20 protein-coding genes and 1 riboswitch are annotated in these 26140 nt (G+C 68.4%); of the genes, 13 read left to right on the forward strand and 7 right to left on the reverse strand.

The genetic code is table 11. The features are described 5' to 3' along the window. The first annotated feature begins 128 nt into the window (after nucleotides 1-128). Together TSH64_RS35690 and TSH64_RS24635 are read left to right on the forward strand one after the other, a co-directional pair. The gene (locus tag TSH64_RS35690; protein ID WP_158285454.1) at nucleotides 129-1796 is read left to right on the forward strand and encodes an iron ABC transporter permease; all 1668 of its coding nucleotides are present in this window, start codon (nucleotides 129-131) and stop codon (nucleotides 1794-1796) included. Continuing rightward, on the forward strand, nucleotides 1789-2853 hold the full coding sequence (locus tag TSH64_RS24635; RefSeq protein WP_109051464.1) for an ABC transporter ATP-binding protein: 1065 nt from the start codon (nucleotides 1789-1791) through the stop codon (nucleotides 2851-2853). The genes TSH64_RS35690 and TSH64_RS24635 overlap by 8 nt, the downstream gene beginning before the upstream one ends. Before the next feature lie 150 nt (nucleotides 2854-3003). Here the strand turns inward: TSH64_RS24635 and TSH64_RS24645 are convergent, their stop codons facing one another. Continuing rightward, nucleotides 3004-3723 (reverse strand): metallophosphoesterase, encoded by a 720-nt coding sequence (locus TSH64_RS24645; RefSeq protein WP_109449062.1) that lies wholly within the window; start codon nucleotides 3721-3723, stop codon nucleotides 3004-3006. Continuing rightward, the gene (locus TSH64_RS24650; protein WP_109449064.1) at nucleotides 3716-4501 is read right to left on the reverse strand and encodes a nucleotidyltransferase family protein; all 786 of its coding nucleotides are present in this window, start codon (nucleotides 4499-4501) and stop codon (nucleotides 3716-3718) included. Before TSH64_RS24650 ends, TSH64_RS24645 begins: the two co-directional genes overlap by 8 nt. 180 nt (nucleotides 4502-4681) lie before the next feature. Between TSH64_RS24650 and TSH64_RS24655 the strand changes: the two genes are divergently transcribed. The 3 genes from TSH64_RS24655 (at nucleotide 4682) to TSH64_RS24665 (ending at nucleotide 8037) form a co-directional block, all read left to right on the forward strand. Next, nucleotides 4682-6292, forward strand: a complete 1611-nt coding sequence (locus TSH64_RS24655; RefSeq protein WP_109449066.1) for a glycosyltransferase — start codon at nucleotides 4682-4684, stop codon at nucleotides 6290-6292. Between the two features lie 171 nt (nucleotides 6293-6463). After that, a riboswitch (yybP-ykoY riboswitch) is annotated at nucleotides 6464-6644 on the forward strand. 3 nt (nucleotides 6645-6647) lie between these two features. Then, nucleotides 6648-7217 carry a manganese efflux pump MntP family protein gene (locus TSH64_RS24660; protein WP_109449068.1) on the forward strand — a complete coding sequence of 190 codons (570 nt, stop codon included), beginning with the start codon at nucleotides 6648-6650 and terminating at the stop codon, nucleotides 7215-7217. A gap of 115 nt (nucleotides 7218-7332) precedes the next feature. Then, nucleotides 7333-8037 (forward strand): hypothetical protein, encoded by a 705-nt coding sequence (locus TSH64_RS24665; protein WP_109449078.1) that lies wholly within the window; start codon nucleotides 7333-7335, stop codon nucleotides 8035-8037. A 74-nt stretch (nucleotides 8038-8111) separates the two neighbouring features. On the opposite strand, the gene TSH64_RS24670 is transcribed toward TSH64_RS24665, so the two are convergent. Next, the gene (locus tag TSH64_RS24670; RefSeq protein WP_282188121.1) at nucleotides 8112-9326 is read right to left on the reverse strand and encodes an alpha-hydroxy acid oxidase; all 1215 of its coding nucleotides are present in this window, start codon (nucleotides 9324-9326) and stop codon (nucleotides 8112-8114) included. A gap of 118 nt (nucleotides 9327-9444) precedes the next feature. Further along, nucleotides 9445-9648 carry a hypothetical protein gene (locus tag TSH64_RS35410; RefSeq protein ID WP_146208064.1) on the reverse strand — a complete coding sequence of 68 codons (204 nt, stop codon included), beginning with the start codon at nucleotides 9646-9648 and terminating at the stop codon, nucleotides 9445-9447. A 288-nt stretch (nucleotides 9649-9936) separates the two neighbouring features. Between TSH64_RS35410 and TSH64_RS24680 the strand changes: the two genes are divergently transcribed. Next, nucleotides 9937-11286: a nitrate regulatory protein gene (locus TSH64_RS24680; RefSeq protein WP_247873130.1), complete on the forward strand. Its 1350-nt coding sequence runs from the start codon at nucleotides 9937-9939 to the stop codon at nucleotides 11284-11286. Between the two features lie 5 nt (nucleotides 11287-11291). Here the strand turns inward: TSH64_RS24680 and TSH64_RS24685 are convergent, their stop codons facing one another. The 3 genes from TSH64_RS24685 to galE are packed head-to-tail and all read right to left on the reverse strand — an operon-like array spanning nucleotide 11292 to nucleotide 14157. Next, a complete protein-coding gene (locus TSH64_RS24685) occupies nucleotides 11292-12518 on the reverse strand; it encodes a DUF2336 domain-containing protein (RefSeq protein WP_109449084.1) in 1227 nt (408 codons plus the stop codon). Nucleotides 12519-12531: 13 nt separating this feature from the next. Then, nucleotides 12532-13092 carry a winged helix DNA-binding protein gene (locus tag TSH64_RS24690; protein ID WP_247873131.1) on the reverse strand — a complete coding sequence of 187 codons (561 nt, stop codon included), beginning with the start codon at nucleotides 13090-13092 and terminating at the stop codon, nucleotides 12532-12534. Nucleotides 13093-13143: 51 nt separating this feature from the next. Further along, nucleotides 13144-14157 (reverse strand): UDP-glucose 4-epimerase GalE, encoded by a 1014-nt coding sequence (galE, locus tag TSH64_RS24695; RefSeq protein WP_109449088.1) that lies wholly within the window; start codon nucleotides 14155-14157, stop codon nucleotides 13144-13146. 547 nt (nucleotides 14158-14704) lie between these two features. On the opposite strand from galE, the gene TSH64_RS24700 reads away from it, so the two are divergent. The 7 genes from TSH64_RS24700 (at nucleotide 14705) to TSH64_RS24730 (ending at nucleotide 26134) form a co-directional block, all read left to right on the forward strand. Next, the gene (locus TSH64_RS24700; RefSeq protein ID WP_109449090.1) at nucleotides 14705-16441 is read left to right on the forward strand and encodes a type I secretion system permease/ATPase; all 1737 of its coding nucleotides are present in this window, start codon (nucleotides 14705-14707) and stop codon (nucleotides 16439-16441) included. After that, complete coding sequence (locus TSH64_RS24705; protein ID WP_109449092.1) at nucleotides 16438-17793, forward strand: HlyD family type I secretion periplasmic adaptor subunit; 1356 nt, start codon at nucleotides 16438-16440, stop codon at nucleotides 17791-17793. Before TSH64_RS24700 ends, TSH64_RS24705 begins: the two co-directional genes overlap by 4 nt. A 664-nt stretch (nucleotides 17794-18457) precedes the next feature. Further along, on the forward strand, nucleotides 18458-19276 hold the full coding sequence (locus TSH64_RS24710; protein WP_109449095.1) for a calcium-binding protein: 819 nt from the start codon (nucleotides 18458-18460) through the stop codon (nucleotides 19274-19276). 153 nt (nucleotides 19277-19429) lie between these two features. Next, nucleotides 19430-21721, forward strand: a complete 2292-nt coding sequence (locus TSH64_RS24715) for a glycosyltransferase (RefSeq protein WP_109449096.1) — start codon at nucleotides 19430-19432, stop codon at nucleotides 21719-21721. Next, the gene (locus TSH64_RS24720; protein ID WP_109449097.1) at nucleotides 21718-22545 is read left to right on the forward strand and encodes a class I SAM-dependent methyltransferase; all 828 of its coding nucleotides are present in this window, start codon (nucleotides 21718-21720) and stop codon (nucleotides 22543-22545) included. The genes TSH64_RS24715 and TSH64_RS24720 overlap by 4 nt, the downstream gene beginning before the upstream one ends. Continuing rightward, complete coding sequence (locus TSH64_RS24725; RefSeq protein ID WP_247873132.1) at nucleotides 22542-23930, forward strand: glycosyltransferase family 4 protein; 1389 nt, start codon at nucleotides 22542-22544, stop codon at nucleotides 23928-23930. The genes TSH64_RS24720 and TSH64_RS24725 overlap by 4 nt, the downstream gene beginning before the upstream one ends. Then, complete coding sequence (locus tag TSH64_RS24730) at nucleotides 23927-26134, forward strand: hypothetical protein (RefSeq protein WP_109449098.1); 2208 nt, start codon at nucleotides 23927-23929, stop codon at nucleotides 26132-26134. The genes TSH64_RS24725 and TSH64_RS24730 overlap by 4 nt, the downstream gene beginning before the upstream one ends. Nucleotides 26135-26140 lie beyond the last annotated feature (6 nt).

The following is a 26140-nucleotide window of genomic DNA, read 5'->3' on the forward strand; positions in this document are numbered from 1 at the left end:
GAAAACGCCCCGCGTCCCCCAAAATCCACCCCACGCCTCCCCCTCACCCCGACCCTCTCCCCGGGGGGGAGAGGGGGAATCCCCCAACGGGGAGGGCGCCAAAGCCGCCGAATCAAGGAATCCCCCCCATGAACCGCGCGACGCGCATCGCGGTGATCGTCGCCATGGCGATTGCCGTGCTGGCCCCGATCGGCCTGGTCGTCTACCAGAGCTTCCTCGACGGGCCGTTCTTCCAGCCCAAGACCGCCTTCACGCTCAGCGCCTACGAGTTCGTCCTGGACGACGAGGATTTCTTCGACGCCCTCTACAACTCGTGCATCATCGCCTTCGGCATGACCGCCATCGCGGTGCCGGTCGGCGCCATGCTCGCCTTCCTGATGGCCCGCACCGACCTGCCCGGCCGCCGCTGGATCGAGCCGGTGATCCTCGTGCCGATGTTCGTGTCGTCGGTGGTTCTGGCCTTCGGCTTCGTGGTCAGCCTCGGCCCGGCGGGCTTCGTCACGCTGTGGTTCAAGGGCGTCTTCGGCTTCGTCCCCTGGTACCTCTATTCCAAGACGACGCTGATCGTCATCGCCGGCCTGACCCACGTCCCGCACGTCTTCCTCTACACCTCGTCCGCCCTGCGCAGCCTGGGCTCCGACGTCGAGGAGGCGGCGCGCATGACCGGCGCCGGCCCGCTGCGCACGGCGCTGACCGTCAGCCTGCCGATGGTGATGCCGAACATCCTCTACGCCGCCGTGCTGGTCTTCTTCCTGGGATTCGAGCTGTTCGGCCTGCCGCTGGTGCTGGGCGACCCCGAAGGCATCCTTGTGCTGGCCACATACCTCTACAAGCTGACCAACAAGCTGGGCACGCCGTCCTACCAGCTGATGGCGGTAGTCGTGGTCGCGATCATCTGCATCGCCCTGCCGCTGGTGGCGCTCCAGCGCTTCCTGCTGCGCGCCGCCAACCGCTACGTCTCGGTGAAGGGCAAGGCCGCGGCGCAGAAGCCGGTGTCCATCGGCGTCTGGCGCTGGCCGGCCGCGGCGATGATCACCGCGTGGCTGCTGTTCACCGTGGTGATCCCGATCAGCGGTCTGGTGCTGCGCGCCTTCGTGTCGAGCTGGGGCGAGGGCGTCAACCTGCTGGACGTGCTGACGCTGGCGCATTTCCGCGAGCTGATGGAGTTCCCCAACCTGACCCGCGGCATCGTCAACACGCTGCTGATCGCGTCGGTCGGCGGGGCGCTGTCGGTCGGCGTCTACACCATGCTCAACCTCGCCGCCCACCGCTGGCAGTCGGGCTGGACCAGGCTGATGGACTATCTGGTCCTGCTGCCCCGCGCCATGCCGGGCCTCGTCGCCGGTCTGGCGATCTTCTGGGTCTTCCTGTTCACGCCCTTCCTGTCGCCGCTGCGCCAGACCATGATCGCCATCTGGGTCGCCTACACGCTGGTCTGGCTCGCCTACGGCATGCGTCTGGTCAGCGGCGCGCTGCTCCAGATCGGCCCCGAGCTGGAGGAGGCCGGCCGCATCGTCGGCGCCAGCCCCGGCCGGGTGTCGCGCGACCTGACGATCCCGCTGGTCAAGGTCGGTCTGTTCTCCAGCTGGCTGCTGATCTTCGTCACCTTCATGCGCGAATACTCCACGGGCGTCTATCTGCTGGCCCCCGGCACCGAGGTGATCGGCTCGCTGCTGGTCTCGCTGTGGGGCACCGGTGCCGTCGACCTCGTGACCGCGCTCTCCACCGTCAACATCGCGATGATCGGCGGCGGCCTGCTGCTGATGTCGCTCTTCGGGAAACGCTCCCATGGCTAAGCTCATCATCGACGACCTGCACCTGTCCTATGGCAGCACCGAGATCCTGAAGGGCATCACCGCCACCTTCGCCCAGGGCGAGATCGTCGCCCTGCTCGGCCGGTCGGGCAGCGGCAAGACCACGCTTCTGCGCTCCATCGCCGGGCTGGAGGAGCCGAAGAAGGGCGTCATCTCCATCGGCGACCAGCCGGTGTTCGACGCCGCCGCCGGCCTCAACGTGCCGTCGGAGAAGCGCGGCCTCGGTCTGGTCTTCCAGTCCTACGCGCTGTGGCCGCACAAGACGGTGTTCGAGAACGTCGCCTACGGCCTGCGCCTGCGCAATGTGCCGAAGGCCGAACTCCAGCAGCGCGTCGCTGCCGTTCTCGACGGCGTCGGGCTCGGCCATCTCGGCGACCGTTATCCGCACCAGATGTCGGGCGGCCAGCAGCAGCGCGTGGCGCTGGCCCGCGCGCTGGTCTACAACCCGCCGGTCATCCTGCTCGACGAGCCGCTGTCGAACCTCGACGCCAAGCTGCGCGAGGAGGCCCGCATCTGGATCCGCACGCTGATCAAGCGGATGAACCTGACCGCCGTCTTCGTCACCCACGACCAGGTCGAGGCGATGGCGATCGCCGACCGCATCGTCCTGCTCGACGGCGGCCGCATCGTCCAGGCCGGCACGCCGGAGCAGCTCTACACCGAGCCGGTCAGCCTGTTCGCCTCCGAGTTCATGGGCGTCAACAACCAGATCAAGAGCCGGGTGCAGGACAAGCGCGGCGGCTACGCCCGCATCGAGCTGTCCGGCCACCCGCTGTGGGGCAAGGACCGCGCCGGCAAGGGCGTGTCCGAGGAGGCCACCGGCGTCATCCGCCTGGAACAGGTCGAGATGGTGGACGGCCCAGGGGGAGGGGATGGCGAGAATCGCATCCCGGCCGAGCTGGAAACCTCGGTCTATCTCGGCAGCCACTGGGAGCATGTCTTCCGCTGCGGCGACCAGACGCTCCGCGCCTTCGGCCGTCCGCTGGCCGCCGGCACCCACTGGCTGCACCTGCCGCCGGAACAGCTCTGGGTGTTTTAAACGTGTAATTGTCCCGCCCTTATATCCCCTCTCCCCCCCGGGGAAAGGGTCAGGGTGAGGGGGACGCATTGCGAGGATCTCTTCGGCTACGCCGAACCCCCTCATCCCAACCTTCTCCCCGGGGGGAGAAGGGGTTTTCCACGTGATCGTTTAGACCTCGATCAGCGCATAAGGCCGCCCGGTCTCCTTGGGGATGGTCTGCGCCACATTGTAGACCGGCGTCCCCCGCAGCGTCTTTCCGCTGTATGTCCCGTGATGCGCATGCCCATGCGCCACCGCCCGCACATTGTCGAAGCGGTCGATGGTCTCCGCCAGCCGCGACGAGCCCAGGAAGGGGAAGATCTCCGTCGGCTCCCCCTCCACCGTCGCGGCGATGGGGGCGTAATGCAGCACGACGAACACCCGCTCGGTGTCGAGCTGCCGCAGCGCGCTCTCCAGCCGCATCGCCTCGTTCACCGCCTCATGGACGAACTGCTTGATCGCCGGCTCGCCGAAGCTGTCGAGCATCCGGTTGCCGAAGCCGCCGCCGAAGCCCTTCACCCCGGCGAAGCCGACGCCGCCGATCTCCTGCGGCGCCCCGTCGAGGAACCGCACCCCGGCCTGGGCCAGGATGTGCTGGACCTCCTCCACATGACCGCATTCGTAATCGTGGTTGCCGAACACCGCGACCACCGGAATGCCGATGGAGCGCAGGGCGTCGGCCAGGATCTCCGCCTCGCGCGGCTTGCCGTGGTTGGTCAGGTCGCCGCACAGCGCCAGCACGTCGGCCTTGCCGGCGATCTCCTGGAACAGCTCGCGATAGGGATATTGCGTGGTCTCGCCGACATGGATGTCGCCGATGGCGGCGACGGTCAGCCTGCGCTCATCCATTCCCGTTCTCCTTCGGGTTCTGCCTGGTGCCCTCCTCCCCGACCACGTCGGCGAAGCCCCACTCGGTGACGTCGATCAGGTAATCCTCGCGCGAGAACAGCCGGCCCCGGCAGATCCGGGTCTGGGCGACCGGCAGCTTGGCGCGTTCCTGCATCCTCTCCAGCAGCTCCGCCACCAGCCAGTCGGGCACGCGGTCGCGCTCGGTCGGATAGATGAAGCGGAAGTTCAGCAGGTGGATCAGCAGCACTTCCCAATGCTGCTCCATGTGGGCGAGCAGCCGTTTCCAGTCGATCCTGTCATGCTGCTTCAGGATCATGTGGACGACGTCCGGCCCGTCGTATTTGTGGCGCATCTGGACGAAGGATTTGGAGAAGATCATCTCGGTCGGCGCCACCAGCGGCACGTCGCTGCCGCAGATCACCGCGCGATGCTCCTCCTTGAACCAGCGGTCATTGACCGGGTTGATGGCGACCGCCGAGTTGAAGATGACATCGAAGAACAGCTCGCCATGCTTGACCTTGCCGATCCAGCGCTCGTCCTCGATCTCCGTCTCGAAGCCATGGTCCTGGAAATGGGACAGGATGCGCGGGAAATCGCCGCCGCGGCAGAAGATGTCGATGTCCTTGGTCGGCCGCGTGATGCCGGTATAGGCGCTGATCGCGTAGGTCCCGCCCAACAGGAACGGGATGTTGGACTGGGTCAGCAGCTTGAGGCTTTCGGTATAGAAGGCCTCGGCCTCCGCGGTGACGGTGGCGCTGCCCTCACGGAGTTCGCTCATGGACCACTCCCCATTTCACCGGCCTTGCGCGGCGGTGCTGCACGTTGACCCGGTACAACAGGGCAGGGCGGGGAGTGTTGCGGGACAGGCGTCTGCCGTGCCCTGCGTTTCCGGCTGTGCTTGCCGCGGATCGGGAAATTTGATCTGGTGCGGCAGGGTGGCCTTACCGGGGGTTGAACCATGGAGCTGTCGGCGGGAAGTTCCGCGGATGCCGTCGCCGCGCTCAGCCGGGCCATGCTGCGGCCGGTCGAAAGCGCGTCCGCCTTGCGGGAGATCGAGTCCTTGCTGGAGCGTCTCCGCCATGCCCCGCCGGACGAGCGTGCCGCCTGCGCCACGCAGCTCGGCCGCCTGACCGGCGCTGCCGATCCGGTCCTGCGCCTGTCCGCGCTGGCCGCGATCACCGGCGACCTGCGCCGCTACGACGAGTTGCTCGACCTGATCGAAGCCGAGTTCGAGCGCCCAGAGTTCGAGCACCCGGATCTCGACCGCCTGCTTCACATCTATTGCTGCATGGGCCGCCAGCTTTTCCTGATGCGCATGAACGGGGCGAGCCGGCCCGGCTTCTTCGAGGATCGGCTGTTTCCCCACTACACCCGCCTGATCGGCGCGATCCGCGACCGGCTCGGCCTCGCGCCGCGGCCCCGCCCGGCGGGCAGCCCGGCCACCGGGCGGGTCGTGCTGGTGACGAACCAGTTTCTGTCGCTGCGCCACCAGCCGTCGCGCGACCTGCTGTCCTATGCCGCGGTTCTGGAGGAGCGCTGCGGCCGGGAGGTGGTGATTCTCAACACCAACATCATGCCGGCCGACATCCACAGCCTGTTCGTGCCGTCCTTCGCATCCTCGGTGGAGCCGGCCTTCGACGGCAAGCAGGTGATCGAGGCGGACGGCCGCTCCTTCCGGATGCTGTCCTCGACCGGCCGCGGGCTGAGCCGGGACAAGATCGACTGGTTCCTGCGCGCGGTCGACTGGCACGACCCGGACGTGGTGGTGTCGCTGGGCGGATCGGTCATCGTCGCCGACCTGCTGGCGGCGGCGCGGCCCACCCTCTGCATCCCCACCACCAGCGGGGCCACGCCGTCGCTGGCCGGCATCGTGCTGGATTTCGGCGGGGGGAGCCGGCCGGAAAGCGGTCCGCTTGCGGCCTCATGGCGGCCCTTCCGCTTTCTGCATTCACTGATCGGCGCACCGGAACCGGACAGGACGGTTCCCGCCAAGGCACCCTCCAAAGCGGCGGCCAGGGCCGGCTACGGCCTGCCGGACGATGCCTTCCTGTGTCTGGTGATCGGCAACCGGCTGGACGAGGAGGCCGACGGCGCCTTCCTGGCGATGCTGGAGTCCCTCATCGACCGTGCGCCGCGGGTGGCGGTGGCGTTTGCCGGCGAGGCGGCGGCGCTGCCCTTGCGCCTGCAAGGGTCGCGGCATGCGGAACGCCTGGTCCACCTGGGCTATGTCACCGGCATGGCGGATTTGATGCAGGCGGCGGACGCCTATGTGAACCCGCAGCGCACCGGCGGCGGGGCGAGCGCCGCCGAGGCGCTGGCGGCCGGCGTTGTCCCGGTTTCGCTGCCGGTCGGCGACGTGTCGGCCGTCATCGGCGCCCGGTTCGTCGTGCCCGATTATGCCGCCGCCGTGGAGCGGCTAGCCCTGCTGGCCGAGGATCCCGCCGCCTTCGCCGCTGCCTCTGCCGACGCCCGCGACCAGGGGGCGGGGCGCGCCGATCCGGCGGAAGCCGCGGCTGCCCTGTCGCGCTACCTGGACGAGGCCGTGTCGCTGCACCGGCCTTGCCCGTGACCGCCGGCGGGACTGCCCCACAGGGTCATAGCCAAGGCTATAGAATGAAATATTTTTAATCCGACAGTAACGGAGAGCGTTCATCCGCCTTCTGGCCAGGGCCGTGATCGTCTTTGAAGTGCAAATGACTGTTCGACTTGGCGGTTGACGCGCGGTGACTGCCGCTCTATGGTCGCCGCCGTTGGGGAGTAGCTTCCGGCGGCCTCGCCGGGAACGTGTCAACATTCTTGCGCCCGATGCGGCGCATGGCACGTTCAGCGGACATTCGTCTGCCTAGCGAGACCAGTGTGCCCGAGACTCCGCGCCGGCCGGATTTCGGACATGCTGTCTCATGTGTCCGGCAGGAACCGCTCCCGTGACTCCTCTGTCTATCGTCGTGCTGTCGCTCAGCATGTCTGCCGACGCCTTCGCCGCCTCCATCGGCCGTGGCGCATCGCAGCGCCCCAGCGTCGCCGTCGCCATCAAGGGCGGTCTGGTGTTCGGTGTGGTCGAGGCCATCACGCCGCTGGTCGGCTGGGCGCTGGGTCTGGCCGCCGCCAGCTATGTCGCCGCCGTCGATCACTGGATCGCCTTCGTGCTGCTGTCGCTGGTCGGCGGCAAGATGGTCTGGGAAGGCTTCCAGCCCGAGACCGACGATCCAGAGCGGCAGGCCCGCCGCGCGAGCCCCTGGACGCTGGTCGCCACCGCGGTCGGCACCAGCATCGATGCGGCGGCGGTCGGCGTCTCCCTGGCTTTCCTCGGGTCCGACATCGTCACCATCGCCCTGTCCATCGGCTTCGCCACCTTCGCGATGACCACCATCGGCATGCTGATCGGCCGGGCCGTCGGCCATCGCATGGGCAAGATCGTGGAGGTGCTCGGCGGGTTGGCGCTGATCGCGCTCGGAACGTCGATCCTGTTCGAGCATCTCGAGCTGTTCGCCTGACCGGCGGCGGTGGGGAACGACGAGAAGGGGCATGCATGAAATGAAAATAATCCTATAAAACGGGAAAATTTCTTATAGGCTTGCCGCGTCCTTTTGCCAAACGCGGAGCCACGCCATGCCCCTCGATCCCCGCAGCTTCACCACCGACAATTTCCCCCGCTGGGCCGAGGAGCCGCCGACCCCGTCGGAAGGCGCGCTGGTCCCCGGATCGCAGTTCCAAGAGGAGCAATGGATCATGGCCGCCGGGATGCTGGCCCGCGGCAACAGCTTCCTCCAGGTTTCGCGCGCCATGGGGTGCAGCCGCACCACTTTGTGGCGGGCCTATTACGGATCCAAGGATTTCCGTCACAGGGTGTGGTGGGAGCGGCAGGCGCTGAACCGCGAGGCCGAACTGCGCCTGTCCTCGCTGCGGGTGCTGGTGGCCGAGCAGATCGAGCGGCTGGTCACCTCGGGCGATCCCGCCACCGTCCGCTGGCTGGCCGAACGGCTCGGCCTCATCCCCGGTCTCGGGGCCGCCCGCAACCCCGCGCGGGACAATCGGGAGATGGGGGCGGAGGAGGGTCCGGATGAAATGCCGCGTGCGCCGCGCCCGGAGGACCCGCCCGCCGTCACCGTCCCCGAACTCGACGACGACATCCCCGGCGCCATCCGCGAACGCTGCCCGCCCAGCCCGGAACTGGTCGCCGCCGTCGTCGCCCAGCCGGAAGCGGTGGGGCCGAAGGGTGTCTTCCCCTGGACCATCAACCAGTATGAGGAGTACCCGAATCTCAACCCCGGCCCGGTGAGCCGCCGCGCCGCCGGCCCCTTCTGCCGGCGGTAGATGGAACAGTCGGCGGAGTCTGTTCCACGCCGTTCCATCCCCCCGCCGGCCAGGACGGAGACAACATCCCCCGGTCAGCCCCCGAAATTCGGCTTCCCCGCCAGGATGTTGGAAGTCACGTGCCGGATATCGCGCAGGCCGCACATCGCCATGGTCACGTCCATTTCCTTACGGATGATCTCCAGGCACTGGGACACGCCGGCCTCGCCGCCGGCCCCCAGCCCATAGAGGAAGGCGCGGCCGATGAAGGTGCCCTTGGCGCCCAGCGCCAATGCCTTGACCACGTCCTGGCCGGAGCGGATTCCGCCGTCCATCAGCACTTCGATGCGGTCGCCCACCGCCTCGACGATGGCCGGCAATGCCGAGATGGAGGAAATCGCGCCGTCGAGCTGCCGGCCGCCATGGTTCGACACGATCAGCGCGTCGGCGCCGGTGTCGGCCGCCATCACCGCGTCCTCGGGATCGAGGATGCCCTTCAGGATCAGCTTGCCGCCCCAGCGGTCCTTGATGCGGCGCACGTCGTCCCAGTTCAGCGTCGGGTCGAACTGCTCCGCCGTCCAGGAGGACAGCGACGACAGGTTGCTGACCCCGGTGGCATGGCCGACGATGTTGCGGAAGGTGCGGCGGTGGGTCCGCAGCATGTTGATCGACCAGCGCGGCTTGGTCGCCATGTCCAGGATGTTGCCGACGGTCAGCTTCGGCGGGGTGGACAGCCCATTCCTGATGTCCTTGTGGCGCTGGCCGAGGATCTGGAGGTCGAGCGTCAGCACCAGCGCCGAGCAGCCCGCCGCCTTGGCGCGGTCGATCAGCTTGTCGATGAAGGCGCGGTCGCGCATGACGTAGAGCTGAAACCAGAAGGGCTTGTCGGTGTTCTCCGCCACGTCCTCGATGGAACAGATGCTCATCGTCGACAGGGTGAAGGGCACGCCGGCCTTGGCCGCGGCGCGGGCGGCCAGGATCTCGCCGTCGGCATGCTGCATGCCGGTCAGGCCGGTCGGGGCCAGCGCCACCGGCATCGCCACCGGCTGGCCGACCATCGTGCTGGCCAGCGTCCGGTTGGTCATGTCCACCGCCACGCGCTGGCGCAGCTTGATCCGGCCGAAGTCGGACTCGTTGGCGCGGTAGGTCGATTCCGTGTAGGAGCCGGAATCCGCGTAATCGTAGAACATCCGCGGCACGCGCCATTCCGCCAGTTGCCGCAGATCCTCGATGCAGGTGACGGGCCGGTCGGTGAACAGGTTCGCCCAGCGCGACGGCGGCCGCGAGGAGGGCATGCGAACGGAGGTCATGGGGCGTGTCTCAACGGTTGCGCGCGAAACGGAAGGGCATCGATTTGGCCACTCCCTCCGCGCACCGTCAAGCCATGGCTGCGGCACCCCCGCTTTCAGCCGGTCGTGCGTCCGGCTTTCAGCGCGCCGGCTTCGACCTAGGCTTCGCGTTGGGCTTCGGCTTCGACGGCTTGGCCTTCGGCGGCGTCATCATGGCCTTGACCATCGCCGTCTGGGCCGCCGACTGGTTGCGTCGGGCCGCTGACATCGCTGCGGCGGTCCACATGCCGCCGGCACGGTTGGCCCAGGACAGCCACGCGCTCATGAAGGGATTCTTGGTCATGGTGCAGGCGACTCCGGAATGAGGGATACCGACGACAACAGCGCCGGGCCGCCGATGTTGCGCCGCACAATTTTGCGGCGCTTGCCCGCCCAAATTTTTGGCGGACCTGCCGATTCTTGGGCAGATGCACCAGGGCCGGGCGGCCCTGTTCGCCGGAAGACACCCTTATCCCCGCAAGGGAAGAGGGGCTTTTTCGCCGGCATATCCCTGGCATATCCATTGCTTGTGCAGCCCCAGGGGCTGGGCGATGTCGGGGGAACGGGCTGGATGGGTATGGAACGCGACGCCATGAAGAAAGGAACCAGCGCCGCCGCGGCGCGCTTCCTGCGCACCGCCAAGCTGTGCCGCATCCGCGACGTCGAACAGCTTCTGGCGGTCAGCGCCCTGGTGCGCGACCTCAGCGCCCTGATCCATGCCCTGCAGAAGGAACGCGGCGCCTCCTCCATCTATCTCGGGTCCGGCGGCACCCGCTTCGCCGAGGACCGCGCCCGCTGGCAGGCCGATGCCAGGACGCTGGAGTCGGTGCTGCGCGACCGGCTGGACCTCGTGGACGAGCAGCTCGACCGCCTCAGCTGCGGCGCGCAGTTCTACAGCCGGGCCGCCATTGCGCTCTATGCGCTGGACGGGCTGCCCGCCCTGCGCGATCAGGTGTCGTCGCTGGCGCTGGTGCCGCAGGATTCGGTGAAGGCCTTCACCGACATCGTCGGCCATCTGCTGTCCGTGCTGTTCGAGGCGGCCGACATCGCCGCCGATCCGGCGATCTCCCGCGCGCTGGTCGCCCTGTTCAACGTCGTCCAGGGCAAGGAATTCGCCGGGCAGGAGCGGGCGACCGCCAGCGCCGGCTTCTCGCGCGGGCGCTTCGACGGGGTGGAGCATGGCCGGCTCGCCCATCTGATCGACGCCCAGAACCGCGCCTTCCGCATCTTCGCCGAGTTCGCCGACCCCGCCCATGCCGCCGCCTTCCGCACCGCCCTCACCGACCCGTCGGTGGCGGAGGTCGAGCGGATGCGGGCGGTGGCGCTCAGCGACGATGCCCGCCACGGCGAGCTGTCGGGCATCACGCCGGAGGTCTGGTTCGACCGGTCGACCCGCCGGATGGAATTGCTGAAAACGGTGGAGGACCGTCTGACCGACGATCTCCGCCGCCTGTGCGAGGCCAAGCTGGCCCACGCCCGTGCCGATCTCGGGCAGGCGGACGCCGGCGGTCCCGACGCGGTGCTGCCGGTCGCCATGATGCTGGTCGATGCCGGTGCCGCGCTGTCGGGATTCACCGGGCCGGTATCGACTGCGCCGGGCCAGGACGGCGCCGGTCTCTACGCCCCCGACGGGCTGCCGCCGAAGCTGATGCGCTCGGTCCTCGACGTCATGCAGGCGCAGTCGCAGCGCCTGCGCGACGTCAGCCTGGAGCTGGAGACGGCGAAGGCGGCGCTGAACGAGCGCAAGGTGATCGACCGCGCCAAGGGCCTGCTGATGTCCACCCGCAACCTGTCGGAGGAGGAGGCCTACAAGCTGATCCGCAAGACGGCGATGAACCAGAACAAGCGGATCGTCGAGGTGGCGGAGGCCATCCTCAGCATGTCGGACATCCTCCGCGGCGTCACGGCGGGAACGGGGGGAGGGGGGACGGCGGGAGGATGACCTGACTACTGCACCGTCCGCACCGGCGAGAAGGGCAGCCCCGCCTGATCGAGCGCCCGGTCGATCACCTCCTCGGACTTCTGGTCGAACAGCTGCAGCAGCAGATCGTCGACCATCCAGTCGTTGGTGGGCGTGCAGGCGGTGAACAGCTCGCCGATGACCTCCGCCTGGAAATCCTCGCGACGGTCATCGCCGCCCTCATACTCCATCCGCTTGGCGACGCCGACCGCCACCTGGAAGGGCTGGGTCAGGCCGGGGGTGACGGCCGCTTTCTTCATCAGCGCCGCCATGCCCAGCTCGCCGTCGTCCCAGGCCAGCCGGCGGGCATTCTCCGCCGGGATGCCGGCGCGGACGGCCATGCCGGCGACGAACAGCGACAGGTCGCCGGCGCACAGCGCGCGGAACAGCAGGACCGGCGTCAGGCGGCGGTTGGCGTGCAGCCACTGGATCACCGCGTCGATGTCCTCGGCCCCGCGCAGGACCGGGCGCAGCAGGCGCATGGTCGCCGCCTCCCGGCCGCGCTCGACCAGCCGCTCGACCAGTTCGCGCGACAGGCCATGCGCCTGCATCAGCGTGGTGCGCATGCTGTCGGAGACGAAGGCGACCACCCGCTCGACCATCGCCAGCGACAGGCCGGGGCGGGTCGCCGCCGCCTCGCTGACCATGCGGACGCGGCCGAAACGGTCGAGCGCGCGGCTCATCGCGCTGTCCGGCACCTCGGCGCCGTCGTTGCGCAGCAAGGCCGTCACCGCGATGACGTTGCCGCGCTCGGCAATCGCGCCGGACACGCGGGCGGAGACGGTGGAGCGGCTGGCGACCGCCACATGCTTGCCGGCATCGGGATCGGACAGCACGTCGAGCAGCAGGTCGTCGGTCAGGCCGGCGGCATCGCGCAGGATGGGGAAGGCCACCCGGCCGACGTCGCGGACCAGCCGCTCCGCCAGATCACCGGTCAGCAGCGGGCTGTTGCGCAGCTGCCAGGCCACCGCCTCGCGCACCGCCACCTGGGCGTCGCCGGCGAAGCAATGGACCACCTCGATGGCCAGCGACCGTTCGGCCGGGCTCAGCGCGCCCGATTCCAGATCGTGGAACAGCTTGTTCATCGTCTCGATCCGCGTTTCCGCATTCGGCGAGACGAGCAGCCGCTCCACATCCTTCGACGACAGGCCGTTGGGGTGGGGGGCGTCTGGTTGGGCGGCGGCGTGTGGCATCATGGCACCCGGCTGCGGCATCGGAGGAGACCCTTCAGTCGAAATCGAGGCAGGAGTAGCGGACCATGTCGCCCCACAGCCGGTCGAGCCGGCGGAGCGTGCGGTAGCTGGCCTTCAGGTCGCGGACCTCGGTCTCGTTGCGCACCAGCGCCTCGGCCTGCGCCTGCTCCATCCGCCGCAGCCCCTCCCACAGCTCCCGCCCCTTGTCGGTCAGCTGGAGCCGCGCGGTGCGGCGGTCGCGCTGGTTGGCGGCGCGGTTGATGTAGCCGGCATCGACCAGGATCTTCAGGCTGTAGGACGCGTTGGATCCCAGGTAATAGCCGCGCTCCATCAGGTCGCGGACCGACAGCTCGTCCTCGCCGATCAGCATGACCATCAGCGCCTGCACCGGGCCGATGTCCTCGATGCCCTGCTTGGACAGGCCGACGCGGACGACGTCGAGATACCGGCGGTGCATCCTCTCGATCAGCCGCGCCATGCCGTGGAAGTCGGCGAGGTCGAGATCCTCGCCGGGCTTGCCGCCCGCCCGGTCGGTTGCCTTGTCGTCCGCGCCCGGTTCGGGCGCGTCGTCATCGTCCCAGTTCAGGTTGCTCATCGCGTCCATGATCCTGCCGGCTCAACCATTCCTGTTTCCTTCCTGCCCGGCTCACTCCGCCGCGGCGGCAAGGCCGCGGAAGCCATGCGGGTGCGCGCTGCGCCATGCCCAGGCGCTGCCGATGATGCTGTCCAGTTCCGGGAAGCGCGGCTGCCAGCCGAGATCGCGGCGGATGCGCTCCGACGAGGCGATCAGCACCGGCAGGTCGCCGGGGCGGCGCGGACCGACCTTGACCGGGACGCTGCGGCCGGTGATGCGCTCCACCGACGCGATCACCTCGCGCACGCTGTAGCCGGTGCCGTTGCCCAGATTGTAGCGGACAGACCGCTCGTCCAAGGCGTCCAGCACCCGCAGATGGGCGTCGGCCAGATCGCAGACATGAATATAATCGCGGATGCAGGTACCGTCGCGCGTGTCGTAATCGGTGCCGAAGATCTCGATGTGCGGGCGCTTGCCGGTGGCAGCGTCCATCACCAGCGGGATCAAGTGGGTTTCGGGGCTGTGGTCCTCGCCCAGCCTGCCGTTGGGATGGGCGCCGGCCGCATTGAAGTAGCGCAGGCAGGCCGACCGCAGTCCATGGCAGCGGTCGGCCCAATGCAGGGCGCGCTCGATCATGAACTTCGATTCGCCGTACGGGCTGCCGGGGTCGATCGCCTCGTCCTCGTCGATGGGGATGCGCTTGGGCGAGCCGAACAGGTTGGCGGTCGAGGAGAAGACCAGTTTCATCACCCCCGCCTTCACCGCGGCGCGGATCAGGTTCAGCGAGGTGACGGTGTTGCCGTGCAGGTAGGCGTGTGGGTCGCGCATCGACTCGCCGACCACCGACAGGGCCGCGAAATGGAACACGGCATCGAAGCGCCATTGCCCGAACACGCGGGCCAGCGCCGCCTCGTCGGCCAGATCGGCCTGGACGAAGGTCGCCTCGGGCGGCACGGCGGCGGCGTGGCCCTGGCGCAGATTATCGAACACCACGACCCGGTGGCCGCGGTCGAGAAGCTCGGTCACGCAGTGGCTGCCGACATAGCCGGCGCCGCCGGTTACGAGAATGGTTTGGGACGTCGTCATGGAGTGTGGGTTTCCTTGAACCGGTTTTCGGGCCGCAACCGGAATCGGGCGGCCGGCGTGGTGGAAGGAAAACGGGGGGCGGGTTTGGGGCGGTGCAGGGGGCCGGATGGGGGGATCACGGCGCCTTGCGCAAATCTCATGCAGCGCAGCATGCACGATGTCGGCCGCGTCTGACCAGATTGCTGGAAACCCTCCCCCGAAGGGCCTAAGACCTTAGGTGAAGTCCGGTTTCTTCTTTTTCTGTCAGTGACTTAGCTGTTGTTTCCTACCCCTTTTTCGAGTGCTGGAAAGGGGTGATGCCCAAAACTTGTCACACGTCTCTAAAATGTCTCCGGTGTAAAGCTTAAGCGTGCCAAATCCGCCGACGCTTCCCCCCGCGTCCGGATCTGTCCCAGCATAGGCGGTCTCCCGGTCACCGGGCAGGCTGCATCCGGCATCCCCCCAGCCGGCTTCCTGTCCCGCGTCCGTCGCCGCCGGCAGCTTTTCCTGTTTTCCCCGATTTCCAGCGCCGCATAGGTGGCGAATCCTCCTTCAGGAAGGATCGAAGATGAGTTCCGTGGATCGGCCCCTGCTGACCCAAGCCTACCGGAAGATCGGACAGGGCCTGCTGCTGGCCGGTGTCCTCAGCCTGTTCGTGAATGTCCTGATGCTGGTGCTGCCGCTTTTCACCATGCAGGTCTACGACCGTGTGATGAGCAGCCGCAGCCTGGAAACGCTGACGATGCTGGCGATCATCGCGGTTGGGGCGTTGGCGCTGTACGGCGTGCTCGACTTCATCCGCGCCCGCGCCTTCCTGGTGACCAGCGCGGTGATCGCCCACCGCTTCAACGTCCCGGCGCTGGAGGCCTCCATCGTCGACGCACTGTCGGGCGGCCCGCGCAATGCGGCGCAGACCATGCGCGACCTGAACGACCTGCGCAGCTTCATGACCAGCAGTGCCGTGACCGCCCCGCTGGAACTGGCCTGGGCGCCGATCTTCCTGGCGATCCTGTTCCTGCTGCATCCGGTCTATGGCGTGCTCGCCATCGTCTCCGCCCTGGTGCTGCTGGTGATGGGCGTGCTGACCGACATGCTGACCCGCCGGCCGATGGCCCAGGCGAACGAGGCCTCGGCCCGCGTCTTCGCCGACATCGCCGGCACGGTCCGCCATGCCGAAGCCATCGAGGCGATGGGCATGCTGCCGGCGCTGGCCCGGCGCTGGCAGTCGGCGCAGAGCGGATCGGCCGGGATGATCGACCGCGGCGCTACCCTGTCGCGCGGTCTGGCTGCCGCGTCGCGCTCACTGCGGATGATCCTGCAGGTCGGGGTGATCGCCGCCGGCGCCACGCTGGTGATCGACAATCTGGTGACGCCCGGCAGCATGATGGCCGCCGGCCTGATCACCGGCCGCCTGCTGCATCCCTTCGAACAGTTGGTGGATGGCTGGCGCCAGTGGGTCAAGGCGCTGGAGGCGCACCGCCGCATCCGCGAGCTGCTGAACAACGGCGCCTCGGCCCGCTCCACCATGCCGCTGCCCCAGCCGCAGGGCGCCCTGACCGTCGACCGCGTCACCCATGTGCCCTCCGGGCTGAACCGACCGGTGCTGCGCAACGTCACCTTCGCGGTCCAGGCGGGGGAGGTGCTGGGCGTCATCGGCCCGTCGGGGGCGGGAAAATCGACGCTGGCCCGCCTGCTGGTCGGTGTCTGGCAGCCGACAGCCGGCGGCATCTATCTGGACGGTACCAGCACCTACCTGTGGGAGCGCGAGAGCTTCGGCAAATATGTCGGCTACGTCCCGCAATCGGTGGCGCTGCTGGACGGCACCATCGGCGAGAACATCTCGCGCATGGCCAGCGCCGACCCGGCGGAGATCGTCCGCGCCGCCCGGCTGGCCGGCGTGCACGAGATGATCGGCCGCTTGCCCTTCGGCTACGACACGCCGGTCGGCGACAGCGCCTTTTCCCTGTCCGGCGGCCAGCGGCAGCGCATCGCGCTGGCCCGCGCCCTGTTCGGCCGCCCGCGCCTGCTGGTGCTGGACGAGCCCAACTCCAACCTCGACCATGACGGTGAGCAGGCCCTGCTGAGTGCCGTTCAGAAGGTGAAGGCGGATGGCACGACCGTGGTGATGATCGCCCACCGCCCCTCCATCGTCGCCATCGCCGACAAGCTGGTGGTGATGAAGGACGGCGCGGTCGAGCATTTCGGCGCCCGCAATGACGTCCTGAAACTGGTGCAGCCCGGCGGTGCTCCCGCCGGCCCCAACACCACCATTGCCCGCCTCGTCCGCAGCGGAGAACAGCGATGAGCAGCGATACGCCCCTCCTGTCGTCCCAGCCGGTCTGGACCGCGACCATCGATGTGGCTCCGGTCGAGCCGTCCCTGCGCGGCACGGCGCTGGCCGGCGCGCTGGCGGTGCTGGTGGGCTTCGGCGGCTTCCTGACCTGGGGCTTCACCGCCAGCCTGGACAGCGCGGCACTCGCCGCCGGCACGGTGATGGTTGAAAGCCATCGCAAGACCCTCTCCCATCTGGAAGGCGGCATCCTGCGCGACCTGCTGGTCAAGGACGGCGACCTCGTGCATGCCGGTCAGGTGCTGCTGCGGATGGACTCCACGCAAAGCCAGGCGGTGGTGGCCCAGTTGCAGGGGCAATATTGGACGGCCCTGGCCCGGTTGGGCCGGCTGCGGGCCGAACAATCGGAAGCACCCAAGCCGCTGTTCACTGACGAGTTGGTGAAAGCGGTGCGTGACAATCCGGTGGCTGCGGAGGCGATGGCGGTCGAGGAACGGCTGTTCCGGTCCCGCCATGACAGCTATGAGGCGCAGCTGGGGATCCAGCGCAGGCAGATCTCCCAGCTGCGCGACGAGATCGCGGCACTGGAATCCCAGCGGATCGCCACCGCCGACCGGCTGCGCTACACCCAGGAGGAAACTCGCGTGGTGCAGGGCCTGCTGGCGAAGGGATACGAGCGCAAGCCGCGCCTGCTGGAGCTTCAGCGCAACGTCGCCGATTCCGAAGGGCGGCTGGGCGAGCTGATGGCAAACAAGTCCAAGGCGGAACAGGCCATCGCCGCCGCCGAACTGACCATGATCAACATCGGCAACACCCGGCGCTCGGAGGTATCGACCGACCTTCAGGCCGCCCAGGCCAGTGTCGCCGACCTGTCGGAACGGCTGCGCAGCGCCGATGACGTGCTGCTGCGTCAGGCGGTCACCGCACCGCAGGCCGGGCGGGTGACGGGCCTGAAATTCTTCACCACCGGCGGTGTGATCCCGGCCGGTGCCGGCATCCTCGACATCGTGCCGCAGGACGACGCGATGATCGTCGAGGCCCGCGTCTCTCCCCACGACGTCCAGAATGTGGAGGTCGGCAGCAAGGCGATGGTGAAGCTGACCGGCTACCGTCAGCGCGCCGTGCCGCCGGTGGCGGGACAGGTGGTGTCGTTGTCGGCCGACCAGCTGGAGGACGAACGCACCGGCGCTTACTACTTCGCTGCAAGGATCAGCATGGATGCGGGGGAACTGAAGGCCCTGCCCAATGTCGAACTGCATCCCGGCATGCCGGCCGAGGTGATGATCCACGGCCATGCCCGCCGCGCCATCGACTATTTCCTGACGCCGTTGACCGACGGTCTTCAAAGAGCCTTCCGCGAAAAATAAGCGGAACCGCCTTCCCACCCGGCCCTCCCCCGTTCGGGCCGGTGCGGGTGGGGGCTCTTGCACGGGTTCCATCCCCTGGCAAGCGGCCCCGTGGAAGGGCCGGCGTCCCCCACGCCGGCCCTTTTGCACGCCCGCGACAGAAGCGATGCATTTTTATTGCAGTCAAATCCGCCTATGCTTGCATAAGAGAGTATTCAGGCATTGTTTTGGTCGCTGACTGATAAAATGATTTTCTTTTTTCATCGCCGATGACGGTTTCGTCATGGGCGGCATGAGCGGTCCCGCCGTCGCCGGAAAATTCGCTGTGGCTTTGGGCGGGCCATTCGATTTTTAAAACTTTCTTTTAACGATTCGGGCTTTTTCCTGCAAATCCAGCCAGTCTATGGCGTTCCGGTGGCGAAAATGCGGGTCTGACCATCATTTCTAAAGCGGAAACTGCTTAGAAATTCGATGCAATTCAAAGTAACTGTCTTTTTGAAAATATCGACAATGCGTTCTACTGCAAGAATCCGCGGTCTAGACTCAACTTTCTCTTCCATGTGCCCGAGTTTTATCACACTATCCGCCCGATAGATTTGGTTACACCGAAAGGCGAGCTCAGCCTTTCGAGCGAGGCCTAAAGAAGGCCCAAAAATCCCAATCACATCGCAAGGAGACACCTACGATGGCTACGGTTCCTGGGGGCAGCTACGACGTGCATATCGGCACGAATCACGACGATCTGCTGGTCGGCGGCGAGGGTGACTCTCTGTTGCTGGGGGGCAACGGAAGCGACACTCTGCTCGGCGGCAATGGACATGACCTTCTGTTGGGGGGCAACGGAGCGGACGTGATCCATGGCGGTTCGTCGGCGGATGTGCTGCTGGGGGGTAACGGCAACGACATCATCGACGGCGGTTCGGGCGACGACATCATCCTGGGGGGGAATGGTGACGACGTGCTGATCGGCGGTGCCGGGCGCGATCTGCTGGATGGCGGCAAGGGCGACGACGTGCTGTCGGGGGGCGACGGTGACGACGTGCTGAACGGCGGCGCCGGCGACGACACGCTGTACGGTGGCGGTCATAACGATATCCTCAATGGCGGCAAGGGCGACGACCTGCTGCGCGGCGGCACCGGCGACGACGTGCTGAATGGCGGTGACGGCGACGACACCCTGTTCGGCGACGACGGCAACGACCGCCTGGAAGGCGGCAAGGGCGACGACCTGCTGATCGGCGGGGCCGGCCACGACGTCTTCATCTTCTCCGGCGGCGGCGGCCAGGACGTGGTCCTGGACTTCAAAGCCGGCGAGGACGTTCTGCAGATCTCCCGCAACATCAACGGCCTGAAAGTGACCGACGCCGCCGATCTGGCCGCCCGCGTCACCGACCAGCATGGCGACGCCGTGATCGACCTCGGCCATGGCGACAGCATCACGCTGAAGGGTGTCTCGGCTGCGGACATCCACAACCACCCGAACGACTTCTTCGTCATCCACTGACCGAGCACTGCCCGGGCACTGATCGTCCACTGCTTATTTGAGCAGTGAACAAGAAGGACGGACCGGTGGTGTCACAGCCGCCGCCGGTCCCCCTTTGCCCGCAGTCAGCCGATTTCGACTTTCCAACCCACCGACGCTGCCGGAATCCCATCCATGACCGTCATCGCCGTTCTGCCGAATTCGGTGTCGATCGCCCCCGCCCAACGTCTGGCGCTGGGTCCCCGCTTCCTCCTCGTTTCCTGGACGATGGATGGAAAGGCGGACGGCGCGGCCGATGCCGTCGGCCCGATCACGCCGAGCGTCGACGGGAAGCCGGTGCGTCCGCCCTTCACCACGCTGACCATCGACACCGGCTGGGGCGGACGGCGCGTCCTATCGATCCTGCCGGCGCCGCGCGATCCGCGCATGCCCATCCATTTCATTGCCAGAAATCGCGTGATCGCCGAGCTTCGCACCGAGTCCGGTGCCGCCGATCTCGATCCCGCCGGCTTGCTGGGCAGCCTCGACGGCGCCGCCCGCCTGCGGGTGCAGCGCTTCCTGTTCGATTTTGCCTGCTCTACCCCGGCGCTTCGCCGCGATGCCGCCTTTGCCGGGCTGTGCCGCCGGCTGGTTCTGGACCGTGCGGCGGAGCCGGCGATGCTGGCGGTCCGCGCCACGGCGGGCGGCGACCTTCTCCTCTGTGCCGGGGCGCTGTCCGGTCGCTTCGGCGCCATCAGCGGTCTGGTGGTGCTGTCGCCGAACGCGGTGGCGCGGGCGCCCTTCGATGCCTGCATCGGACCCGACCCGGCCGGCAAGGGGCGCATCGCCTTCGACCTGCTGATCGACCGCAGCCTGTGCATGCCGGGCAATCTGCTGGTTGTGCTGGGCGCCAACGGGGTCGCCTGCCGCCGCTTTCCCGTGGAATCCGCCGGCCTGCCGACCCTGACCGACCGACTGAACGCCCGTCCCGACACGCCGGCCGCACTGCGCCATTATCTGCTGACCTGCCTCGCCCAACGCGGCCGCAGCGATGCGTCCGCCGCCTCGGCGGTCAGCGAGTTGCAGGCGTTGGCCCCGCTGCCGCGCCGGCAGGCCGCCGATGCCAAGCGGCCGATCGGTGCCTCGCTCGACCTCGCGGTTCCCACGGCCGATGGCGGCCTGTTCCTCGCCGGCTGGCTGCACGACCCGCATGGGCTGGCGGCGGAGTTGGTGGTGCGCACACCCTTCGGCGGCGAACGCCGGGTCGAGCGGTTCGCCCACCGCTTCCCGCGCGAGGATGTGGCGAAGCTCTACGGCACCGGCGGCATCGACCGCAGCGGCTTCGTCCTGCATCTTCCCGGCAATCCCGAACCGGCGGAAGCGCTTCAGGTGACGGCGGAGCTTCGGCTGGCCTCGGGCGGGGCCCTGCGTCTGGTTCCGCCGCCGCGTCCGCGTGCCCATGCCGATGCCCGCGCCGCCGTGCTGGGCAGCCTGCCGCCGCGCTTTGCCACGCCGGAGCTGCTGGAGACCGTCATCGGTCCGGCCGTCGCCCCGCTGCATGCCGCCCATCTCGCCACCCGCGGCGAGCCGGAACTGGTCGTCTATGGCGAGCGCAAGGCCAAGCCCGCGGTGTCGGTCATCATCCCGCTCTACCGCACGCTGGAGTTCCTGCGTTTCCAGATCGCCTGCTTCGCCACCGACCCGGCGATGGCCGACGCCGAACTGGTCTTCGTGCTCGACAGCCCGGAGCAGCGGGACGAGGTGGTGCATCTGCTGCGTGGCTTCCACGGGCTCTACGGCCTGCCGATGCTGCTGTTGGTGCAGAGCGCCAATTACGGCTATTCCGCCGCCAACAATGCCGGCGTCGCCGTTGCCCGAGCCAACCGCCTGCTGCTCCTCAATTCCGACGTGGTGCCCGACCGCGCCGGCTGGCTGCCGCAGCTGGTCGCGGCTCTGGAAGAGCGCCCCGGCATCGGCGTCGTGGGGCCGAAGCTGCTGTTCGACGACGACAGCCTCCAGCATGCCGGGCTCTATTTCGACCGCGACCTGCAAGGCGCCTGGTACAACCATCATTACTTCAAGGGCTTGCCGCGCGACTTCGCCGCGGCCTGCCGGCCGCGGTCGGTGCCCGGCGTCACCGGTGCCTGCCTGCTTACCACGCGCGCCGCCTACAGCGCCGCCGGCGGCTTTTGCGAAGACTACATCATCGGTGACTTCGAGGACTCGGACCTCTGCCTGCGCATCCGCGACCAGGGGCTCGACATCCGCTATGCTCCGTCGGTGGAGCTGTACCATCTAGAGCGCCGCTCCATCGGCCGGCACCAGGGCTACACCCGGGGAGTCGCCTCAGAATACAACCGCTGGCTCCATGGCCGCCGCTGGGCCGACCGCATGGCCGGACTGATGGCGCACGACTGGTGTGCCGATGACGAGGCGCAGCCGTCCCGGAGCAGCCGGACCCGCAAGACAGCACAGGTGATCCGATGAATGCGATCGTGCCGACCCCGCAGCTTGCCGTGCTGCGCCGCCAGACCGATCCGCGGCTGGAGTGGCTGTGCGCCCAGATCGCGCGCAACCGTTTCCTGCCGGTGCCGCCGCCCGAGCTGCATTTCATCGGCGACGGCGATTTTCGTGCCATCGGGGCGGAGTTCCTGCGCCATTTCGTCCGTCTTGGGGGCCTGCGTCCCGACCACAAGGTGCTGGAGATCGGCTGCGGTGTCGGCCGCATGGCGCTGCCGCTGACCCAGTATCTGGACTCGTCCTACGATGGCATCGACATCGTGCTGGACGGCATCCGCTGGTGCGCCTCGACCATCACGCCGGCCTACCCGGAGTTCCGATTCCACCATCTCGACGTCGCCAACGGCCTCTACAATCCCGATGGCCGGATCGAGGGGGAGACGGCGACGCTGCCCTTCAAGGCCGGCGCTTACGACTTCGTTATCCTGACTTCCGTCATCACCCACCTGCGCACCGCCGATACCGAGCGCTATGCGGCGGAGATCGCGCGGGTGCTGAAGCCGGGCGGACGCTGCTTCCTCAGCCTGTTCCTGGCCGACGCCACGGCGCGCGCCGGCATCGCCAAGGGGACCGCCCGTCCGCCTTTCCGCGACGCGCCCGGCGTGGAACTGCTGGCCGATCCCGAGCATCCCAACGCCGCCGTCGCCTATGACGAGGAATTCCTGCTCGGCCGCTTCGCCGCCCATGGCCTGCGTCCCGCCCGCGTCGTCATGCGCGGCCACTGGAGCGGCCAGCGCGAGGCCGAGAATTTCCAGGATCTGCTGGTTCTGGAGAAGGGGACCGTGCCATGAGCCGGCGCCGCCTTCCGCTGCTCCCCGCCAATCAGGCCGCCCGTCCCGCTCCGCGCCAGCCGGCGCGGCCGCTGGTGGCCGCCCGGCCGCCGCGGGTGCTGCTGATCGCGCACAACCACCCGAGCCTGCATCCGGGCGGCACCGAGATCTTCGCGCATGAACTGTTCGGCGGCCTGAAGGCGGCCGGTGCCGAGTGCCTGTTCCTGGCCTGCACCAACGACATCCACCGCGCCCCGCGCCCCGGCACCGGTTTCCAGACTCTGGGCCGCAGCGCCGACGAGGTGCTGCTGTGGGCCGGCCATTTCGATCACTTCCATCAGAGCCAGATCGACCTGCACGGGCTGGTCCCCGACCTGTCCAACCTGCTGCGCGCCTTCCGGCCGGACATCGTGCATGTGCATCACACGCTGTTGCTGGGCGTGGAGATGCTGTTCCTGATCCGCCGTGTCTGCCCGGATGCGAAGATCGTCTACACCCTGCACGACTACTACCCGATCTGTGCCAATGACGGGCAGATGGTGACGCCGCCGCGCGGCGAAGGCGGGACGCGAACGCTCTGCACCAAGGCGTCGCCGGACGCCTGCCACCGCTGCTTCCCCGACCGGCCGGCCGACCAGTTCCTGCTGCGCGAGAAGCACATCAAGGCGATGTTCGGGCTGGTCGACCGCTTCCTGGCGCCCAGCCGCTTCCTGCGCGACCGTTATGTCGCCTGGGGCCTTGACCCCGCCCGGATCGAGGTGATGGCGAACAGCCGCCCGGCCGTCGAGCCGGCCCCGGCACGCGACCTCGCCCCCGGTGCTGCGCGCGACGTCTTCGCCTATTTCGGGAATCTCAATCCGTTCAAGGGCGTCACCGTGGCGCTCGACGCCGTCGCCCGCATGGCGCGCCAGGGGCTTTCCCCATCGTTGGCGGTGCATGGCGGCAGCCTGTACCAGACGCCGGAGTTCCGACAGCGGGTGGCCGACGGCTTCGAGGCGACGCGCGGTCTCGCCACCGCCCATGGGCCTTACCGGCCGCAGGAGATGCCGGCGCTGATGGCTGCCGCCGACTGGGTGGTGATGCCGTCGATCTGGTGGGAGAACGCGCCCCTGGTGATCCAGGAGGCCTTCCAGCACCGCCGCCCGGTCATCGTCAGCGGCATCGGCGGCATGGCGGAAGCGGTGCGCGACGGCGTCGACGGCCTGCATGTCCGCCCCAACGATCCCGTCGACCTCGCCCGCGTCATGACCCGCGCCCTGACCGAACCCGGTCTGTGGGAGCGGCTGTCGGCCAACATCCCCGCCGTCCGCCCGACCGAGGAGGCCGCATCGCTCCACCTCGCGCTTTACGGCGAACTTCTTTCACCGGCTCCCGCCGCTCTTATCCAGGGGAATCGCACCCGATGAAGGACCGCAGCACCAAGGCCGACATCACCGCCGCCGTCCTGCTGGACGAGGACACGCTGATGCTGTTCGGCGCCATCGACCAGCCCTTGCCGGCCGACAGCGTGGTAATGCTGGACGGCATGATCGACGGGCGCTTCCGCGGCGGCTGCTGGACCGACGGAGCGGGGGAGCGCTGGTTCCTGGGCGCCATCCGCGTTGCCGGGCTGGCCCACATGCGTCCGTCCCGCATCGAGATCGAGGATGCCCAGGGCAAGCACCTGCTGCTGCCCCGCCTGTCGAATGTCCGCACAAACCCCGCCCATCTGGTCGCGGCCTTGCGCGAGGTGCAGCCGCAGTCGCTGGACGTCGCATTGGACGTTGCCGTGACCCTGCTGTCCGGCCCGGCGATGGGCGAGGGCGAAGCCGGGGAGGGCCACCGCCGCACGCGCCTGCTGTCCGGTCTGGCGCATGAGGCATCCCGCCCCGACGGCTTCGCCGAGGTGCTGGGCCATTTCCGTGACGGCGCGCTGATGGTTCAGGGTTGGTCGCACGGCTTCCCGGCCGGTGCCTCCCATATTCTGCCCCCTGTGCTGGTCGAGGCGGATGAGGTGCGGCCCCATGCCATCGCCGCCGCGCCCTTCCACCGTCCGGACCTGCCCGACGATGCCGCCGGTCTTCTGACGGTTCTGGAAGGCCCGGTCGCCGCCCCTGACACCATCCGCCGCATCCATTTCCGCGCTGCCGACGGCTGGCGCCATCTCGCCATCTTCGAACACCGGCAGCTTCTGGCCGATGGCGTCGCCTCCGCCCATGCCCGCGACATGCTGGGCCAGTTGCAGGGCGATGCCGCCCGCCGCGGCGTCGCCGCCGCCCTCGCCGCCCGTTACAACGGGGTGGAGACGGTGTCGCAGATTCAGGCCCCCGTGCGCATGGGGCTGGACATGGCGGTGCGCGTGCCGGGCGCCGGGCTGTTCGTCTGCGGCTGGCTGCTCGACCCCACGCAAGCGGTCCGTGCGGTGACGGTGAAGGGTGGCGGCATGACGGCGCGGCTGGACGCCGACTGGTCGCGGCTGGCCCGCAAGGACGTGTCTGATGCCTTCGCCCATGATCTGCTGTTCGCCGGCCGGCTGCTGCCGGGCAACGACGGCCACGGTTTCACCGCCTTCGCCCGCGAGTCCGCCGGCATCGCCGCCGATGCCGAGTTCCATCTGGAGTTGACGCTGGCCGACGGCATCGCCTTTCTGCCGCTGCCCTGCCAGCCGCCGACCGACGATTCGCTGCGCCGCATGCTGGGCGCGGTCAATCCCGACAGCCCGGCCATCGACGGCGTCGTCTCCACCCATCTCGGGCCGATGCTGCGCACCGCGGCCTCAGCGAAGGCGGCGCCGTCCTCCGTCCTGCACCCGATGGGCCGGACGCTGAAGACGCCGCGGGTGTCGGTGATCCTGCCGGTCTGCGACGGGCGCGAGGATGTCGACCTGAACCTCGCCCGGATGGCGAACGATCCCGACTTTGCCGAAGCGGAGATCCTGGTCGTCGCCGGTGCCGCCACCCACGAGCGGCTGGCCGGCATGGTCCGTCAGGCCGCCGGCTTCTACCGGCTGGCGGTCGGCTTTGTGGCCGCTCCCACCGCCGCCGACCCGTTCGAGGCGATGGCCGCATCCCTGCCGCATGCGCGAGCCGACCGTGCCCTGCTGCTGTCGCCATCGGTCCTGCCGACCGAACACGGCTGGCTCTCGGCACTGGAACGCGCGACCCGCAAGCCGAACGCCGTCGGCTCCGCCGCACTGGCGCCGGTGATGGTCAGCCCGACCTTGCTGTATGAAGATCATTCCGTCCGCTTCGCCGGCATCGTCGCGGTGGAAGGGCCGGGCGGTGCCGTCACCTATGAGCGCCGCTTCGCCGGCTATCCCCGCGACTGGCTGAAGGATCAGGAGGCGTCCGCGGTCGATGCCGCTTCCGCCGACTGCGCGCTGCTGCCGCGCGAGCTTCTGATGCGTGCGATGGCCGATGGCGGCCGCTATCTCGGGCTGGAGCCGAAGGGGCTGGACCTGTGCCTGCGGGTGCGGGCGGCAGGCGGCTCCTGCCTGTGGCTGCCGAAGGTTCGGCTGGTGGCGGTCGACGAGCAGTCCCGCAATGCCCGCGACCCCAGGCTGGAGCGCATGAGCGCCCTGGTCGACGACTGGAGCTTCGCCGAGCGCTGGAAGGCGTCGATTGCCGCCTAGTGCTTC

The sequence above is a fragment of the Azospirillum sp. TSH64 genome (assembly GCF_003116035.1).
Taxonomy (GTDB): domain Bacteria; phylum Pseudomonadota; class Alphaproteobacteria; order Azospirillales; family Azospirillaceae; genus Azospirillum.